Here is a 16,025-nt window from a genome sequence, read left to right as displayed (position 1 = left end):
GCCCCCGCGCCCGCGCCCGCGCCCGCGCCGAGCGTCGGATACAAGAACTGCACCGAGGCGTGGAACGCCGGCGTGGCGCCGCTGTACCGGGACGAGCCCGGCTACGCGCCGAAGCTGGACCGCGACGACGACGGCATCGCCTGCGAGGTCGACCCCCGCTAGGATCCACCGACGCGACGGGGGCCTGCGACCGTGTCCGGTCGCAGGCCCCCGTCGTCGTGTGCGGTGATCAGAGCCAGCGCGGCGGCTGCACGTCGGCGCCGGCGGTGAGTCCGACGGCGCCACGTCCGGCGGCCCAGCGCACCACGGCGGCGAGCGGGCCGCTCACCTTGGTGACCGGGTCGGCGTCCTGTCGCACGGCGATCGGGTCGCGACCGTCGACCTCGAGCACGAGGCCGGCGCCGAGATCCTTCTTGCGCCACATCCCCACGATGTCGTCGAGCAGCGAGTCGAGGACGACGGGCGGGAAGTCGCCGAAGCGCGCGCCGTTGCCCAGATCCACCGCGTGGATCCACACCTCGCGGGTGCGCATCCAGGCGGTCTCCTCGGCCGGCACCAGCCGGCCCTGCGCCGTGCGGACCTGCGCCTGCCACGCCGACTCCGGCAGGTGCCGCCACTTCTCGTCGAGCCGGGCCACGGTGTGGGTGAACAGGTTCCGCAGCGCCGCCGCATTGAGGGTGGCGCCCTCGGCGATCTCCTGTCCGCGCTGCTCGGTGGAGGCATACATGGGCGTCTCGACGCCCGTGGCGGCCCAGTCCATGAGCCGGCACAGGGCCGCGGCGTTGTAGCCGACGTGCGCGACGAGGTGCTTACGCGTCCACCCCTCGAGCGCGGTCGGTGCGTCCAGCTCGTCGTCGGTGAGTTCGGCGAGACGCTGGGAGAAGTACGCGGTGCCACGCCGGGCGATCAGCAGCCGCTCGGACAGGTCGAGATTGTTGAACCCCACGGGTGAGCTCCTACTTGACGATGGTCTTGTTGCGCACCGAACCGAGGCCCTCGATGCTGACCTCGACCGTCTCCCCGTTGCCGATGTAGCGAGCAGGCTTACGGGCGTGCCCGACCCCACCGGTGGTGCCGGTGATGATGACGTCGCCGGGCTGCAGGGTGACGATGTGGGAAATGTAGTCCACCAGCTTGGCCGGGGTGAACACCAGGTCGTCCGTGGTGGCCGACTGCATGACCTCACCCTCGAGCCGGGTCTCGATGCGCGAGCCGAGGGCGTAGTCGGTGCTCAGGAACGGACCGAAGCCGCTGGTCTTCTCGAACGTCTTGCCCTGATCCCACTGCAGCGTGCGGTACTGGTAGTCGCGCATCGTGTAGTCGTTGATCACCGAATAGCCGGCGATGTACTGCTCGGCGTCGGCCTCGGAGACCTGGTACGCCTGCTTGCCGATGACGACGGCCAGCTCGGCCTCCCAGTCGAGCTGCGCGGCGGCGTACTCGGGGACGATCACGTCGTCGTAGGGGCCGGTGAGGGCCTCCTTGAACTTCGAGAACAGGGTCGGGTACTCGGGCAGGTCGCGGCCCATCTCCTTGATGTGGGTCCCGTAGTTCAACCCGACGCAGACGATCTTGCCGGGGTTCGGCACGACCGGCGCGTAGTCGGCGTTCGTCAGGTCGACGGTGCGTCCGGCGGCCCGCTCGGCGACGGTCTTCCAGTCCGGGTCGGTCAGCAGCGCGGACAGGTCGGCGTAGCCGTCGATCACGGTGGCGGTGGTGTCGGAATCGACGCGCACGGCGGCGGTCGTGCCGTCGAGGCGGAGGGTGGCGAGTCGCATGTCGGGTCAGGCTCCTTCGGAGATGTAGGTGCGGTTGAAGTGCAGGCGTTCGACGATCGGGGCGTCGGAGAAGGCGAACAGGTCGACGCCGCCGTCGGTCTCGAGCGACCACTCCACCCAGGACGGCACGACGATCATGTCCCCCTTGGTGACCGTGTGGTCCCGGCCGCCGAGGTGGAAGCGACCTTCGCCCTCGAAGACCTGGAACACGGTCGAGCCCACGTCGCGCCGGGTGCGGGTGTGCGCGCCGGCGCGCAGCCGGTGGAACTCGGCGCGGATCGTGGGCATGACGTCGCCGCCGGTGGTCGGGTTGGTGTACCGGATGGCGGCGTGGCCGGGTTCCGGGGTGGCGGCGTAGCCCTCGTCCTCGAGGGCGAGCTGCTCGTTCAGCGCGGCGTCGGTGTACTTCCAGCGGTAGCACGCGATCGGCGAGCTGGACTTGGCGTCGAGGCCGACGAGCGGGCGCAGGCCGGGGTGCACCCACAGCCGCTCGGAGCGGGAGACGTCCGGGGTGGACTCGTCGGTCACCCCGTCGGAGCCGAACTCGAAGAACCCGGTGTCGGTGTAGTGGACGAACGGGATGTCGAGGCCGTCGATCCAGGCCATCGGATGGTCGGTCTCGTTGTGGTGGCCGTGGAAGTTCCAGCCGGGGGTGAGCAGGAAGTCGCCGCGGCACATGGCCACCGGATCGCCGTTGACGACGGTCCACACGCCCTCGCCTTCGACGACGAACCGGAAGGCGTTCTGCGAGTGCCGGTGCTCAGGCGCGGTCTCCTTGGGGCCGAGGTACTGGATCGCCGCCCACAGCGTGGGGGTGACGTAGGGGACGCCGCCGAGACCGGGGTTGGCCAGCGCGATGGCACGCCGCTCGCCGCCGCGGCCGACGGGCACGAGATCGCCCGCCCGCTGGGCCAGCGGGTACAGGGTCGACCACTTCCACACGAACGGCACGGCCTTGGACGTCGGGGCCATCGGCATCAGGTCGCCCAGCTGGGTCCACAGCGGATTGAGGTGCTCGGTCTCGAAGTCTGCGTAGAGCTGCTGCAGCTCCGGATCGGTGTTCTCGGTAGCGGTCATGACCTCTCCTCGTGAAGCGGGACACGTGCGGCGTTGCTCTCAACCTAGGTCGCCGGTCCTCCCGCAGCACAAACAATTCTTCTATGCGGAATCCCTGCGCCACCCTCCGCGGGGCCCGGGCCGCGTCATTCGATGTGCGCGACGTCGACCTCGATCCCGCGGACCGTCGCGCGCATCCGGGAGACGAGGGACCCGTTCAGATGCTGGCGGTACCGTGTGATCGGCACCGCGGCCGTGATCGCCGCGATCGCCCGTCCGCGCCCGTTGCGGACGGCGACACCGAATGCGGCGACCCCCTCCTCGGTCTGCTCCACGTTGACGGCGAACCCCACCCTGCGGGCCGCCTCGAGCTCGGTGAGAAACACCTCGAATTCCCCGGGGGCGAGCCGGCGGTCCACCCCGTACCCCGCGATCGGGCGCGGGTCGATGTGCGGCTCTTCCGGCGGCCTCAGGTAGAGCTGCTCGAGCGTCTGCCTGGGCAACTCCGCCAACAGGATTCGCCCTCCGGCCGTGAGCTCGGCGGCCAGCACCTGACCTTGGCGGTCGCCGACCCGCAGCATCGACTCGGACTCCGCGGAGTAGAGGAACCGGGCCTGCGACCCCACCCGGATGACGAGGTTGATCGTCTCGCCGGTCAGGATCGCCAGCGCCTCCATGTGCGGCCGGCAGAGTTCGGTGAGTTCCCGCGTCCAGCCCTGCTGCGCGGGTCCCACTCCCATCGCCGGGCCGGGGTGGTAGCGGCGCTTCTCGTCCTGCACGGCGAACCCCCGGTACACCAGCATCGACAGCAGGCGGTGGGCCGTCGACGGGGCCGTCCCGAGTTCCTCGGCGGCATCCTTGAGCCGCAGCGCACCGACGTCGCGGAGCATCTGCAGCAGGCGCAGGGCGTTGTCCACCGATTCCAGCGCATACGACGGCCGGGTGATGGTCTTCGATGCCTTCTTCGGGGCCGCGGACTTTTTCTGCACACCAGAACTTTATTGCACCGGAGCGTGGGGCGCATCACGGTAGAGCCATGCACAGTTCTTCCGGCGCCGACGCCGCCCCCGGCGAACGCACGATCGTCCTGAATCGCGGTACGGCGCTCGCAGTGATCGTCTGCTGGCTGTTCGTCGTCTTCGACGGCTACGACCTCATCGTCTACGGCAACGTCATCTCCAGCCTCCAGGACGAGTGGGGCATCAGCTCCGCGACCGCCGGAACCCTCGGCAGCCTCGCGTTCCTCGGCATGATGATCGGCGCGGTGCTCGCCGGGCGCCTGTCCGACGCGATCGGCCGCAAGCAGGCCGTCATCGGCTGCGTGGTGGTGCTGTCGGTGTTCACCACGCTCTGCGCCTTCGCCACCGGTCCGTTCATGTTCGGCGCCATGCGGCTGATCGCCGGACTCGGCCTCGGCGGCCTGGTACCGACGTCGAACGCCCTGGCCGCCGAACTCGTTCCGCGGCGGTGGCGCGCCGCCGTCGCGACGATGATGATGTCCGGCGTGCCGATCGGCGGATCCATCGCGGCCCTGCTCGGCATCCCGGTCATCCCGAACTGGGGCTGGCGCCCGATGTTCCTGTTCGCTCTCGTGCCCCTGTTCGTCCTCGTGCCGTTGGCGCTGAAGTACCTGCCCAACACCCATTCCAAGACGGACGCCCCGGCCGGCGGCGGCTTCCGCGAACTGCTCGGCTCGAGGTTCCGGACCATCAGCATCATGTTCGCCCTGGTCACCGTGGTGACGCTGCTCGCCTGGTACGGCCTGGGCACGTGGCTGCCGAAGCTCATGCAGAACACGGGCACCGACCTCGGCAGCGCCCTGACCTTCGCGCTGGCGCTGAACCTCGGCGCGGTGGCCGGCTCGTTCATCACCGCGTGGGGCGGCGTGCGGTTCGGCACCGTGCCCACCAGCATCGTCGCGGCGTTCGTCGCCGGCGTGGCCCTGCTCGCCCTGCTGCTCTCCCCACCCACCGCGGTGGTGTACGCGATCTTCGTGCTCGCCGGCGTGGGCACCCACGGAACGCAGTGCCTCATCATCGCGGCGGTGGCCTCCTACTACCCCGACCATCTGCGCGGCACCGCGCTCGGCTGGGCGCTCGGCGTCGGCCGGATCGGGGCCGTGGCCGCCCCGCAGATCGGCGGCTGGCTGCTCGCCGCCGGACTGGGCGCGAACTCGAACTTCATCCTCTTCGCCGTGAGCGCGCTGATCGCCTCGCTGTTGCTGACCGTCGTGTGGAAGCGCTTCCCCGTCAGCGACGACGCACCGCGCGGCCCGATCATGGCCCACTGATCCATTCGTCATATCGATCTACCGACCACAAGGAGTGTCATGTCCGATCTGAAGGACGCGCGGGTTCTCATCGCCGGCGGCGGCATCGGCGGAGTCGCCAACGCCCTCGCCCTCGCCCTCAGGGGAGCCGAGGTCACGCTGTTCGAGCGCGCTTCGGAGTTCGGCGAAGTGGGCGCCGGACTGCAGATCGGCCCGCACGGCTCCCGCATCCTCCAGGCGCTCGGCGTCTACGACGAGGTCATCTCCAAGGGTGTCCTGCCGAAGAACCTCGTCTTCCGTGACGCCGTCACCGCCGAGATCCTCACCAAGGTCGACCTCGGCCACGACTACCAGCAGCACTACGGCGGCGTGTACTTCGTCGTCCACCGCTCCGATCTGCACGCGGTGCTCGTCGACGCCGCCCGCCGGGCCGGCGCCGACCTGCGCACCGACGCCCCCGTGAACGACGTCGTCACCGAAGGCGACAAGGTCCGCGTCATCCTCGAGAACGGTGAGGAGCACGTCGGCGACATCGCTCTCGGCATGGACGGCCTGCACTCGCGGCTGCGCCCGAAGCTGTCCGACGACAAGCCGGTCGGCTCCGGATACGTCGCCTTCCGCGGCACGTTCCCGATGAACGAGGTCCCGCTCGAGGAAGAGATCGAGGACGTCGTCGGCTACATCGGCCCGCGCTGCCACTTCATCCAGTACCCGCTGCGCCAGGGCGAGATGCTCAACCAGGTTGCCGTCTTCCAGTCGCCCGCATTCCTGCGCGGTGAAGAGAAGTGGGGCAGCCCGGACGAACTCGCGCACGCCTACGACCACTGCCACGAGAGCGTCCAGACCGCGCTGAAGTACCTGTGGACCGACCGCTGGTGGCCGATGTTCGACCGCAACCCGATCGACAACTGGGTCGACGGCCGCATGATCCTGCTCGGCGACGCCGCGCACCCGCCGCTGCAGTACCTCGCCTCCGGCGCCGTCATGGCGCTCGAGGACGCCAAGTGCCTGGCCGACTACGCCGCCGAGGACTACCAGGGCGACAACGCCAACTGGCCGAAGATCCTGCGCGACGTCAACGCCGAGCGCGCACCGCGCTGCAACCGCATCCTCACCACCGGCCGCATGTGGGGCGACCTCTGGCACCTCGACGGTGCCGGCCGCGAGGCCCGCAACGAGCTGTTCCGCATCCGCGACACGTCGAGCTACAAGTACACCGACTGGCTGTGGGGCTACAGCTCCGACCGCAACCGCTGAGCCACCGGGTGTGTGGCCGAATGTCACACGCGTTCGATCCAAGCGAACCCGTGTGACATTCGGCCGCCGGCTCGTAGGCTGGCGCGCATGGGTTCGCTGCGGGCCGCCGTCGTGGGCGGGGGGATCATCGGCGCCGCCACCGCGCGGAAGCTGGCGATGCACGGGGCCGACGTCACCCTCTTCGAGAAGGAACCCCGGCTCGCCGCGCACCAGACCGGCCACAACAGCGGGGTGGTGCACGCCGGGCTGTACTACCCGCCCGGCAGCCTCAAGGCGCGCCTGTGCCGGCGCGGGGTGCAGTTGCTCGCCGAGTTCACCGCCGCCCGCGGCCTGCCGTACGAGGAGTGCGGCAAGCTCGTCGTCGCGCTCGACGACAGCGAACTCGACCGTCTCGACGCCATCCACGACCGCGCCGTCGCCAACGGGGTGCCGGGAATCCGCCGGATCGGGCCCGACGAGATCACCGACATCGAGCCGCACGCGCGCGGCATCGCCGCCCTGCACTCCCCGCACACCGCCATCGTCGACTACGTCGCGGTGACCACCGCCCTCGCCGACGACGTCACCGCGGCGGGCGGCACCGTCCGGCTCGCCACGCCCGTCACGGCGATCCGCTCCCTCGGTGACGAGGTGCTCGTCGGCACCGACACCGGCACCGACGGCTTCGACCTGGTGATCACGTGCGCGGGCCTGCAGTCGGATCGGCTCCCCCCCGGCGCCGGGGACCTCGCGACACCCGCGATCGTGCCGTTCCTCGGCGACTACCACCTGCTGCGGCCCGAGGCGGCCGGGCGGGTGCGCGGACTGATCTATCCGGTGCCCGATCCGCGGTACCCGTTCCTCGGCGTGCACCTGACCAAACGGATCGACGGCGCGATCATGGTCGGGCCCAACGCGTTCCTGGCGCCGGGCCGCGAGGCGTACCGCCGCCGGTCGGGGTCGCTGCGGGACCTGCGCGACGCCCTCGTCTTCCCCGGATTCCGCCGCTTCGCCGTCCGCAACGTCCCGGCCGCGACGCGCGAGCTGCGCACGGCCGTGAGCATCCGGCGGTTCGTCGCCGAGGCCGCGAAGTACGTGCCCGGGTTGACCGTCGCCGACGTGCTCCCCGGACCCCGGGGGATCCGCGCGCAGGCCATGGAGGCCGACGGCTCGCTCGTCGACGACTTCGTCATCACCGGGCACGGGCGCGTGGTCCACCTGCGCAACGCCCCCTCCCCCGGCGCGACGTCGTCGATGGCGATCGCCGAGCACCTCGTCGGCGCGGCGCTCGAGCGGGCCGGTCTGCAGGCCTGAGCGCTCACACGACGTACGTCTCGAGCCACCGCTTCATCACGGCCGCCGCGTGCGCGACGGTCTCGGGCTGTACCGAGCGCAGTTCGGCGGCGACGGCGTCGGCGGACCCGGGCCCGAGGGCCGCCTCGAGCGACGCCCGGTACTCGTCGATCGCGAGCCAGCCACCGAGCTGGTCGGCGTCGGCCTCGAGATGGAACTGCACGCCGTAACTGCTGCCGTGCCGGAACACCTGGTTCGGGTAGGCCCGCGACGACGCGAGCAGGGTGGCGCCCGGCGGCAGGTCGAAGGTGTCGGCGTGCCACTGCAGCACCGGGAAGGTGGACGGCAGCTCGCCCCACACCGGGTCGGCGGCCGAGGCGTGCGCGAGTTCCACCTCCCCCACGCCGACCTCCGGGACGGGGCCGGTGTAGACGTCGGCGCCGAGGGCCGCGGCGAGCAGCTGCGCGCCGAGACACACCCCCCACACCGGAATGCCGGCGGCGACGGCGGACCGCAGGTACGCGATCTCCTCCCCCAGCCACGGCAGCGTCGCGGCGTCGGCGACGCCCATCGGGCCGCCCATGACGACGACGGCGGCGTAGTCGAGCGCCGTGGGCACCGGGTCGCGCCCGAGCCGGACGGTGCGCACCTGCGCGTACTGCTCGAGCACCGGCAGATACGCGGCGGGGCCCTCGCATTCGACGTGGCGGAGTTCCAGGACGACAGGGTTCATCGCCCCAGCATGCCCGCTGTACGTTGCACCTCGGGTGCCCGGGGCGTGAACGTTCGGTGAGCGAACGTCGCCGACCGGTGCTCCCCCACGGACCACCGCCGCCGTGGTGCGATGGTGGGAGGCGGCCCGACGGGCGGGCCGGCGACGGAAGGATTCGACATGGCACGGATCGTGATCATCGGCGGCCACGGGAAGGTGGCACTGCACCTCGAGCGGCTGCTCGCCGACGCCGGCGACGAGGTGACCGCGGTGATCCGCAACCCCGACCACGCCGACGACGTGCGCGCCGCGGGCGCGACCCCCGTCGTGGCCGACGTCGAGCACCTCGGCGTCGACGAACTCGTGCCGCTGCTGTCCGGTCACGACGCCGTGGTGTGGTCGGCCGGCGCGGGCGGCGGCAATCCGCAGCGCACGTACGCCGTGGACCGCGACGCGGCGATCGCCTCGATGACCGCGGCCGAGCGCGCGGGGGTTCGCCGCTACATCATGGTGTCGTACTTCGGGGCCGGCCCGGACCACGGCGTGCCCGAGGACAACGGCTTCCATCCGTACGCCGAGGCGAAGGCGGCCGCGGACGCGCACCTGCGCGGCACCGATCTGGACTGGACGATCCTGGGCCCGAGCCTGCTGACCCTGGATCCGCCGACGGGCCGGATCGAGACCGGCCCGGACGCCGGCAAGGGGCAGGTCTCGCGGGCGGACGTGGCCGCGGTCGCGGCGGCGGTGCTGCACCGGCCCGCGACGGTGCGGCGCACCATCGAGTTCAACAACGGGGACACCCCGATCGAGGAGGCCCTCGACGCACTCGGCTGAGCAGCGCTTGACGGGTGACGCCGGCGGGGCCGATGGTGGAACGGGCCGGCAGGAGCACAGCTCGACGACAGGGGTATCCGCCATGAAGGTTCTCGTTGCATACGCCAGCCGGCACGGCGCCACCGCCGGGATCGCGGAGCGGATCGCCGAGGTGATCCGGACCGAGGGGCACGTGGCGGACACTCTGGAACTGCCGGCTCCGGCGTCGGTGGACGACTACGACGCGTGCGTCGTCGGCAGTTCCGCCTACCTGGGGCACTGGGAGAAGCCGGCGAGCGCGTTCGTCCGCGAGCACCGCGACGGACTCGTCGCCCGCCCGGTCTGGCTGTTCACCAGCGGACCGCTCGGCACCGACGAGGTCGACGAACAGGGACAGAACGTGCGGGAGAGCGCGGTACCGCAGGAACTCTCGGAGCTGACCGACGCGGTCGCGCCACGGGAGCATCACGTGTTCTTCGGCGCCCTCGACCCGAAGACGCTCGGTGTCGGAGCGCGGTTGATGCGCAAGCTGCCCGCCGGACGAAAGCTCTTGCCTGAAGGCGATTTCCGGGACTGGCAGGAGATCGAGGACTGGGCGAGGAGCATCGCACGGACGCTGGACGCGGCGTGATCGCAGCGCAGGAGGGCACCTGGAACTCGGGCATGCCCTACCTGCGCGCCGGTACGGGTCCGCCCCTGCTGTTCATGCCCGGCCTGTCGAACCACCACCGGCCACCCCGCGGCTTCGACCGCCGCACCCAGCTGGGACAGATCGCGCCCTGGACGACGACGCGGCGCGTGTGGTGGGTGAACCGCCGGCCGGGCCTGCAGCCGGGGACCACCATGGCGGATCTCGCCCGCGACTACGCGGAGGCGATGCCCGACCACTTCCCCGGCCCGGTCGACGTCCTCGGTGTCTCGACCGGCGGCAGCGTCGCGCTCCAGCTGGCTCTCGACCACCCGGCGCTGGTGCGCAGGTTGGTGCTCGTGGCGTCGGCGCACCGCCTCGGCCCGGGCCGCGAGGTGCAGCGACGGGCCGCGGCCGCCGTGCGCGAGGGGCATCCGCGACGGGCGATGGCGGAGCTCGCGGCGACGACGGGGGCGCGATGGTGGTCGCGCAGGCTGCTGTGGACGCTGGGATGGCTGCTCGAGCCGTCGGGTGCCCGGCACGGGTACGACGATTTCCTCGCCGTGGCCGAGGCCGAGGACCGCTTCGACGTGACCGCCCGGCTCCCCGAGGTGTCGTGTCCGGTGCTCGTGGTCGGCGGCGACCGGGACGGCTTCTACGGCGCGGCGCTGTTCCGGGAGGCTGCGGCGGCCGTGCCGCGGGGCCGGGCGCTCGTCCATCCCGGGGTGGGCCACCTGGGCGTGATAACGGGTGAGCGGAGCGTGAGGGACGCTTCGAGCTTTCTCGACACTCCCGACGCGCCGGACTTTCCGGGGAACTGGCGGGCACCCTCCGGCACAGCCGGATAATCGTCGCGTCATCGGGACAGGTCGGCGGAGGGAGCTCACGTGAAGGTACTGGTGGCGTACACGACGGCATACGGGGCGGCCCGCGGCGTGGCCGAACGGATCGCACAGCGGCTCACCGAGGCCGGGCACGACGCGGACCTTCGGGATCTGGCCGAGCCGGTCGATCCGTCGGACTACGCCGCGATCGTGCTCGGCAGCTCGGTGCACAACGGGCAGTGGCTCGCTCCCGCCGCTCGTTTCGCGGATCTGCACCGCGCGCTCCTCGCTGGGAAGCCCGCGTGGCTGTTCTCGGTGCAGACCATCGGTGCGACGAGCGCGATGATCTCCGCGCGGCTGGCCGGGTGGGTGCGGCCGAAGCTGAAGGAGCCGAAGGTGGCGGCGGCGCTGCGGGCGACGGCGAACGTGCGCGAGTACCGGGCCTTCGCCGGGGCGATCGAGCCGGAGCAGTGGCCGGGGCCTCTGGGCCGGGTGGTGTTCCGCCTGACCGGCGGCCGGTACGGCGATCACCGGGACTGGGCCGACATCGACGCCTTCGCCGCCCGGATCGTCCGGAATATCGACCGGCCGTAGCCGGGAATTCACATTTCGGGCCGACCGCGCGAATCGCACATAATTCCGAATCCCCGCGACCCGGCCGCGGTCCGAACAATATGCTCACCCATATATCTGCAGATTTCCCCGGCCCTGACCGGCAGAAATACCGAATATCAAATAAAAAGGGTAATCGGTACCCGAATTTCCTGCGACTCAACCACACTCGTGTTACACATGAAAAGTCCGCCCGAACAAACAGAATGAAGGAGCTTTCATGTCAAGCCTCCAAGATTTGCTCGGTTCAATCGAGCTCGGTGACCTGCTCGAACTTATCCTGGATCTGCTCAGCTGACCGTCCGACGCACAAGAGCCCGCACATGCCCCGTGCGGGCTCTTGTGCGTCGTAGCATCGAAGGATCTCGTCCCGACTGAAGGTGATCCCATGCGCCGTCCGAGACCGTTCCGTCGAGTGACGGCAGTCGTCGCGGCGACGCTGACGGCCGCCGCGCTCGCCGTGGCCGCACCCGCGGCGGCACAGCCGGCCCCGAGCGCCGACGGTTCGTACCTCGAGCGCAGCGAGGACAACAGCCCTCGGCAGCGCACCCTGCACGTGTACTCGGCGTCGATGAGCCGCGTGATTCCGGTGGCTGTGCTGCTGCCGCGCGACACGAGCACCCCACGCCCGGTGCTGTACCTGCTCGCCGGCGCCGGCGGCGGCGACGGCGGCACCCTCACCTGGCTCGACCGCACCGACGTGGCCGACTTCTTCGCCGACAAGGACGTCAACGTGGTGCTGCCGCTCGAAGGCGCGTTCAGCTACTACACCGACTGGAAGCAGGACGACCCGGTCCTCGGCCGGAACCGGTGGACGACCTTCCTCACCCGCGAGCTGCCGCCGATCGTCAACGCGGCTCTCGGCACCACCGGGGCTAATGCCATTGCGGGACTGTCGATGTCGGGGACTTCTGTGCTGAGTCTCGCGCAATCCGCACCGGGCCTGTACCGCGGTGTCGGCGCCTTCAGTGGCTGTGCCCAGACGAGCACCCGTCCCGGCCGGACCTACGTCGAACTCGTCGTCGAGGCGCGCGGTGGCGGCGACACCGACAACATGTGGGGTCCCGAAGGCGACCCCACATGGGTGGCCAACGACCCCTACGTCAACGCCGAGAAGCTGCGCGGGACGCAGATCTACCTGTCCAACGGCACCGGGTTGCCCGGTCCGTACGACCGGCTCGATCATCCGAACGTCGCCGGCGACCCGGCGAACCTTGCCGAGCAGGTCGTCGTCGGGGGCATCATCGAGGCCGCCACCAACGAATGCACGCATCTGCTGGCCCGGCGGCTCGCCGAGCTCGGCATCCCGGCCACCGTCGACTTCCGGCCCGTGGGCACCCATTCCTGGGGCTACTGGCAGGAGGACCTGCACCGGGCCTGGCCGATGCTCGGCTCCGCCATCGGCGCCTGACCCGCAACGCGCGACGGCACCCCCGTCCGGGATCGCCGGGCGGGGGTGCCGTCGTCGGACGGACTCAGGCCTGTGGGGCCAGTTCCTCGGTGCGCACCGGCGACGTGTCGGTCGCCGCAGCGATGGCCTCTTCGAACTCGCGGTGGCCGGCCTGCGAGCCGAGCTGCAGGGCGAGGCGGACCAGGAAGCCTTCCCGGTCGGACGGGTCCACCTGGTCGAGCGCATCCGACAAACCCAGCCACACGTTCTCGCGGCGCTGCTCGTCGTCGGTGAGCACCTGCGCGGGGCGTGCGGGGACGGCCGGCCCCTCGGGTGCCGTGCCGGCGCGGAGCGCGGCCGCGACGCCGGACAGTTCGGCGACCGGCACCCGGCACAGCAGCAGGCCGTCGGGGCGGATGACGAAGGCCTCGCCCGCGGTCGCGCCGAGCGCCTCGGCCAGGTCGGGCGCGTCGAGCACCGTGACCCCGTCGGCGGCGGTACCGCCGACGGCAACAGCGCGCACGCTCTCCGGCGCAAGAGCGGCGGCGAGGTCGGAAGTGGCCGCGGCGAGGGCGGCACTGCCGTCGGCGTCGAGGCCGAAGCCCACGACGGCGAAGCCGGTGCCGCGAACCACGTTGAGCGACGACGCGGTGCTGCCGTCGGCGGTGACGACCCGCACGCGGCGGTCCTCGACGGGGTCACCGGGCAGCACCCCGGTCAGGCCCTCCGCGACCGGCCAGGTCAGCGGCGACAGGCGAGCGTGGGTGGCGCTGGACTGGCGCGGGTTGATCAGTTCACCGAACTCGGGGCGGCCCACGGCGAGCGCCAGCACCGCGTCGCGGGTGGTGCGGTACCCGTGGGTTCCCGGGGACATGATGAGCGTGGACTTGCCGGCGTTCGCGACGTTCTGCTCCCACGCGTCGTGCCGCTCGATCGAGTACGCCTGCAGCAGCGCGGCGTCGGCGTTGCCGTGGACGACGGCGGCGAGCTGCCAGGCCAGCGTCTCGGCGTCCTCCATGCCGGAGTTCAGGCCGCGCACGCCGAAGATCGGCACGAGGTGCGCGGCGTCGCCGGCGAAGAGGATGCGGTCGTGGGTGAACTCGCGCAGCGCGAGGGCGCGGGCGCTGTAGAACCCGTGCCACTCGAGCGTCCAGGGCAGGTCGTTCTGCAGCCAGTCGAGGTGCTTGGCGATGCGGGCCCGGATGGCGTCTTCCTGGGTCTCGATCTCCGCGTCCTCGGACGGGTCGAGCTGGTAGTCGATGCGCCAGATGTTCTTCGGCTGCTTGTGCATGATGATCGTCGAGCCGGGGTTGCTCGGCGGATCGAACCAGACCATGCGCTCGGCGGGCAGGTCCGACTCCCAGTGGATGTCGGCGATGACGTAGCGGCCCTCGTAGTTGGTGCCCTCAAGGCGCAGGCCCGCGAGCTCGCGCATGCGGCTGCGGCCGCCGTCGGCGGCGACGACCCACGCGGCGCGCAGGTGGCGCTTGCCGAACGCGGTGCGACCTCGAGGGTCACCTCGTCGTCGCCGCGGAGGATGCCGGCGATGCTCGCCTGCCAGTGCAGCGTGATGAGCGGGTTCTGTTCGATGGTGTCGACGACGATCTGCTCGTACTCGGACTGCGAGACGTTGATCATCGGCGGCCGCACATCGAACTCGCGCTGCGGCATCCGGAAGTGCAGCACCTGCTGGTCCCGGTAGAAGCTGCGGCCACCGACCCAGGGCAGGACGATCTTCTCGAGCTCGGCACCGAAGCCGAGGCGTGCGGCGGCCTCGAGGCTGTGCCGGGAGATGCAGATGGCGCGGCTGCCGAAGGAGACCTGGTCCGCCGCCTCGAGGATCGTCACGGGGATGCCGCGCTGCGCGAGACCGAGGGCGACGGCCATGCCGACGGGTCCGGCTCCGACGACGACGACGGGCAGCGCCTCGGCGTCGGGCTGCATCGACGGGAAGTCGGATGCGGGGTACTTGGGGGGCTGGTAGTAGGTCGACATGCCTCAGGCCACTTCCTGCTCGGACCGATGGGAGGGCGCCACCGCGACCGACGGGTCGTGGGGGTGGCGCAAAAGGAGGATGCTGATCAGGCTGACGAGCGCGATCAGCACGAAGTACGCGGTGACGGCGAGCGAGGTGCCGAAGGCCGCGAAGAGGGAGGTCGCCACGATGGGGGCGAGGCCGCCGCCGAGGATCGCGCCGATCTGGTAGCCGAGCGACGCGCCGCTGTAGCGGATGTGGGCGGGGAACAGCTCGGCGAACAGGGCGGACTGCGGCCCGGCGCAGGCGCCGAGGACGAAGCCGAGGGCGATCATCGCGACGAGCATCACGGGCAGGATCGCGGTGTCCATCAGCGGGAAGAACAGGGCCGCGACGATCACGAGGGCGATCGAGCTGACGATGTAGACGCGGCGCCGGCCGACAATGTCGGACTTGTAGGCGCTGATCGCCATGCCGGCCATCCAGAACGGGCACGAGGCGATGAGCAGGAACAGCATCGTGGACTTGTCGAAGCCCAGTTCCTTCTCTCCGTACTTGAGGACGTAGACCATGTAGGCGTAGGCGATGCCGTTGGTGGCGACGAAGGTGCCGCCGGCGAGCAGCACGGTCTTCCAGTGCTTGACGAGGACCTCGGCGAGCGGGAGCTTGACGTCCCCGGCCGCGTCCCTGCTCTTCTCGAAGTCGGCGCTCTCCTCGAGCCCGAGCCGGATCCACATGGCGACGCCGACGAGGGCGGCGCTGAGCAGGAACGGCACGCGCCAGCCCCAGTCCGCGAACGCGGCATCGTCGAGGACAGCCGTGAGCGGCAGGAACACGAGGTTGGCGAGGAGGACGCCCGCGGGAACGCCGATCTGGGGTGCGGCGCCGTAGAGGCCGCGCTTGCCCGCGGGCGCGTTCTCGGTGGCGACGAGGACGGCCCCGCCCCATTCGCCGCCCACGCCGAGGCCCTGGACGAAGCGCAGGGCCACCAGCAGGATCGGCGCGGCGACGCCGATGGCGGCGTAGTTGGGCAGCAGACCGATGGCGACGGTCGCGAAGCCCATCAGCAGCAGCGAGGTGACGAGCATCGATTTGCGGCCGACGCGGTCGCCGAAGTGGCCCATGACGATGCCGCCGATGGGGCGGGCCACGAAGCCGACGGCGAGGGTCGCGAAGGCGGCGAGGGTGCCGGCCAGTTCGGACGTGCCGGGGAAGAACTGCGGCCCGAGCACGAGGGCGGCGGCGGTGCCGTAGATGAAGAAGTCGTACCACTCGATCGCGGTGCCGACGAAACTGCCGAGCGCAGCCTTGCGGGCCTTGCGCTGCAGTACCTCCGGCGACGGTGCCGGCGTGGTAATCGTCATGTGTTGCTTGCCTTTCACGATGCGGCCCGCGTCACGGCGGACTGGGCAAGCATGACCCCCATCACAAGCGGTTGA

General features: G+C 70.9%; 15 protein-coding genes and 1 pseudogene. 9 read left to right on the top strand and 7 right to left on the bottom strand.

Annotated features, from left to right (window positions below):
• A partial coding sequence (locus CQZ88_RS02550; RefSeq protein WP_146034238.1) for an excalibur calcium-binding domain-containing protein occupies positions 1-162 on the top strand: 162 nt, incomplete at its 5' end.
• A gap of 67 nt (positions 163-229) precedes the next feature.
• Here CQZ88_RS02550 and CQZ88_RS02545 read toward each other — a convergent pair.
• From CQZ88_RS02545 to CQZ88_RS02530, 4 genes are all read right to left on the bottom strand, one after another.
• Entirely contained in the window at positions 230-946 is a 717-nt protein-coding gene (locus tag CQZ88_RS02545; RefSeq protein ID WP_102799208.1) for a maleylpyruvate isomerase family mycothiol-dependent enzyme, read from the bottom strand.
• A gap of 10 nt (positions 947-956) precedes the next feature.
• Positions 957-1,778: a fumarylacetoacetate hydrolase family protein gene (locus CQZ88_RS02540; protein WP_006939099.1), complete on the bottom strand. Its 822-nt coding sequence runs from the start codon at positions 1,776-1,778 to the stop codon at positions 957-959.
• A gap of 6 nt (positions 1,779-1,784) precedes the next feature.
• Positions 1,785-2,855 carry a cupin domain-containing protein gene (locus CQZ88_RS02535; protein ID WP_006939100.1) on the bottom strand — a complete coding sequence of 357 codons (1,071 nt, stop codon included), beginning with the start codon at positions 2,853-2,855 and terminating at the stop codon, positions 1,785-1,787.
• Between the two features lie 125 nt (positions 2,856-2,980).
• Positions 2,981-3,823, bottom strand: a complete 843-nt coding sequence (locus CQZ88_RS02530; RefSeq protein WP_102799207.1) for an IclR family transcriptional regulator — start codon at positions 3,821-3,823, stop codon at positions 2,981-2,983.
• 47 nt (positions 3,824-3,870) lie between these two features.
• Between CQZ88_RS02530 and CQZ88_RS02525 the strand changes: the two genes are divergently transcribed.
• From CQZ88_RS02525 to lhgO, 3 genes are all read left to right on the top strand, one after another.
• The gene (locus tag CQZ88_RS02525) at positions 3,871-5,124 is read left to right on the top strand and encodes an aromatic acid/H+ symport family MFS transporter (RefSeq protein ID WP_006939104.1); all 1,254 of its coding nucleotides are present in this window, start codon (positions 3,871-3,873) and stop codon (positions 5,122-5,124) included.
• Between the two features lie 39 nt (positions 5,125-5,163).
• On the top strand, positions 5,164-6,360 hold the full coding sequence (locus CQZ88_RS02520; RefSeq protein WP_029542596.1) for an FAD-dependent monooxygenase: 1,197 nt from the start codon (positions 5,164-5,166) through the stop codon (positions 6,358-6,360).
• 87 nt (positions 6,361-6,447) lie between these two features.
• Positions 6,448-7,653 (top strand): L-2-hydroxyglutarate oxidase, encoded by a 1,206-nt coding sequence (gene lhgO, locus CQZ88_RS02515; protein WP_102799206.1) that lies wholly within the window; start codon positions 6,448-6,450, stop codon positions 7,651-7,653.
• A 4-nt stretch (positions 7,654-7,657) separates the two neighbouring features.
• Here lhgO and CQZ88_RS02510 read toward each other — a convergent pair whose 3' ends face one another.
• Positions 7,658-8,365: a type 1 glutamine amidotransferase gene (locus tag CQZ88_RS02510; protein WP_006939113.1), complete on the bottom strand. Its 708-nt coding sequence runs from the start codon at positions 8,363-8,365 to the stop codon at positions 7,658-7,660.
• Between the two features lie 159 nt (positions 8,366-8,524).
• On the opposite strand from CQZ88_RS02510, the gene CQZ88_RS02505 reads away from it, so the two are divergent.
• The 5 genes from CQZ88_RS02505 (at position 8,525) to CQZ88_RS02485 (ending at position 12,632) form a co-directional block, all read left to right on the top strand.
• Positions 8,525-9,178 carry an NAD(P)-dependent oxidoreductase gene (locus tag CQZ88_RS02505; RefSeq protein ID WP_006939115.1) on the top strand — a complete coding sequence of 218 codons (654 nt, stop codon included), beginning with the start codon at positions 8,525-8,527 and terminating at the stop codon, positions 9,176-9,178.
• 82 nt (positions 9,179-9,260) lie between these two features.
• Positions 9,261-9,788 carry a flavodoxin domain-containing protein gene (locus CQZ88_RS02500; RefSeq protein WP_006939117.1) on the top strand — a complete coding sequence of 176 codons (528 nt, stop codon included), beginning with the start codon at positions 9,261-9,263 and terminating at the stop codon, positions 9,786-9,788.
• Positions 9,785-10,633: an alpha/beta fold hydrolase gene (locus CQZ88_RS02495; RefSeq protein WP_006939118.1), complete on the top strand. Its 849-nt coding sequence runs from the start codon at positions 9,785-9,787 to the stop codon at positions 10,631-10,633. The genes CQZ88_RS02500 and CQZ88_RS02495 overlap by 4 nt, the downstream gene beginning before the upstream one ends.
• A 39-nt stretch (positions 10,634-10,672) precedes the next feature.
• The gene (locus CQZ88_RS02490; protein WP_006939119.1) at positions 10,673-11,203 is read left to right on the top strand and encodes a flavodoxin domain-containing protein; all 531 of its coding nucleotides are present in this window, start codon (positions 10,673-10,675) and stop codon (positions 11,201-11,203) included.
• Positions 11,204-11,609: 406 nt separating this feature from the next.
• Positions 11,610-12,632: an alpha/beta hydrolase family protein gene (locus tag CQZ88_RS02485; protein WP_006939120.1), complete on the top strand. Its 1,023-nt coding sequence runs from the start codon at positions 11,610-11,612 to the stop codon at positions 12,630-12,632.
• 64 nt (positions 12,633-12,696) lie between these two features.
• Here the strand turns inward: CQZ88_RS02485 and CQZ88_RS02480 are convergent.
• Positions 12,697-14,606, bottom strand: a pseudogene (locus CQZ88_RS02480) (FAD-dependent monooxygenase).
• Between the two features lie 3 nt (positions 14,607-14,609).
• On the bottom strand, positions 14,610-15,950 hold the full coding sequence (locus CQZ88_RS02475) for an MFS transporter (RefSeq protein ID WP_006939122.1): 1,341 nt from the start codon (positions 15,948-15,950) through the stop codon (positions 14,610-14,612).
• Positions 15,951-16,025 lie beyond the last annotated feature (75 nt).

Origin of the sequence: Rhodococcus sp. ENV425, assembly GCF_002887785.1 — a bacterium.
GTDB lineage: Bacteria > Actinomycetota > Actinomycetes > Mycobacteriales > Mycobacteriaceae > Rhodococcus > Rhodococcus aetherivorans.
This window is presented reverse-complemented; position numbering and strand designations above follow the sequence as displayed.

Coding starts and splice junctions, on each gene's coding strand:
- CQZ88_RS02540 (WP_006939099.1), bottom strand. CDS start 1,778: ATGCGACTCGCCACCCTCCGCCTCGACGGCACGACCGCCGCCGTGCGC.
- CQZ88_RS02535 (WP_006939100.1), bottom strand. CDS start 2,855: ATGACCGCTACCGAGAACACCGATCCGGAGCTGCAGCAGCTCTACGCA.
- CQZ88_RS02525 (WP_006939104.1), top strand. CDS start 3,871: ATGCACAGTTCTTCCGGCGCCGACGCCGCCCCCGGCGAACGCACGATC.
- CQZ88_RS02520 (WP_029542596.1), top strand. CDS start 5,164: ATGTCCGATCTGAAGGACGCGCGGGTTCTCATCGCCGGCGGCGGCATC.
- lhgO (WP_102799206.1), top strand. CDS start 6,448: ATGGGTTCGCTGCGGGCCGCCGTCGTGGGCGGGGGGATCATCGGCGCC.
- CQZ88_RS02510 (WP_006939113.1), bottom strand. CDS start 8,365: ATGAACCCTGTCGTCCTGGAACTCCGCCACGTCGAATGCGAGGGCCCC.
- CQZ88_RS02505 (WP_006939115.1), top strand. CDS start 8,525: ATGGCACGGATCGTGATCATCGGCGGCCACGGGAAGGTGGCACTGCAC.
- CQZ88_RS02500 (WP_006939117.1), top strand. CDS start 9,261: ATGAAGGTTCTCGTTGCATACGCCAGCCGGCACGGCGCCACCGCCGGG.
- CQZ88_RS02485 (WP_006939120.1), top strand. CDS start 11,610: ATGCGCCGTCCGAGACCGTTCCGTCGAGTGACGGCAGTCGTCGCGGCG.
- CQZ88_RS02475 (WP_006939122.1), bottom strand. CDS start 15,950: ATGACGATTACCACGCCGGCACCGTCGCCGGAGGTACTGCAGCGCAAG.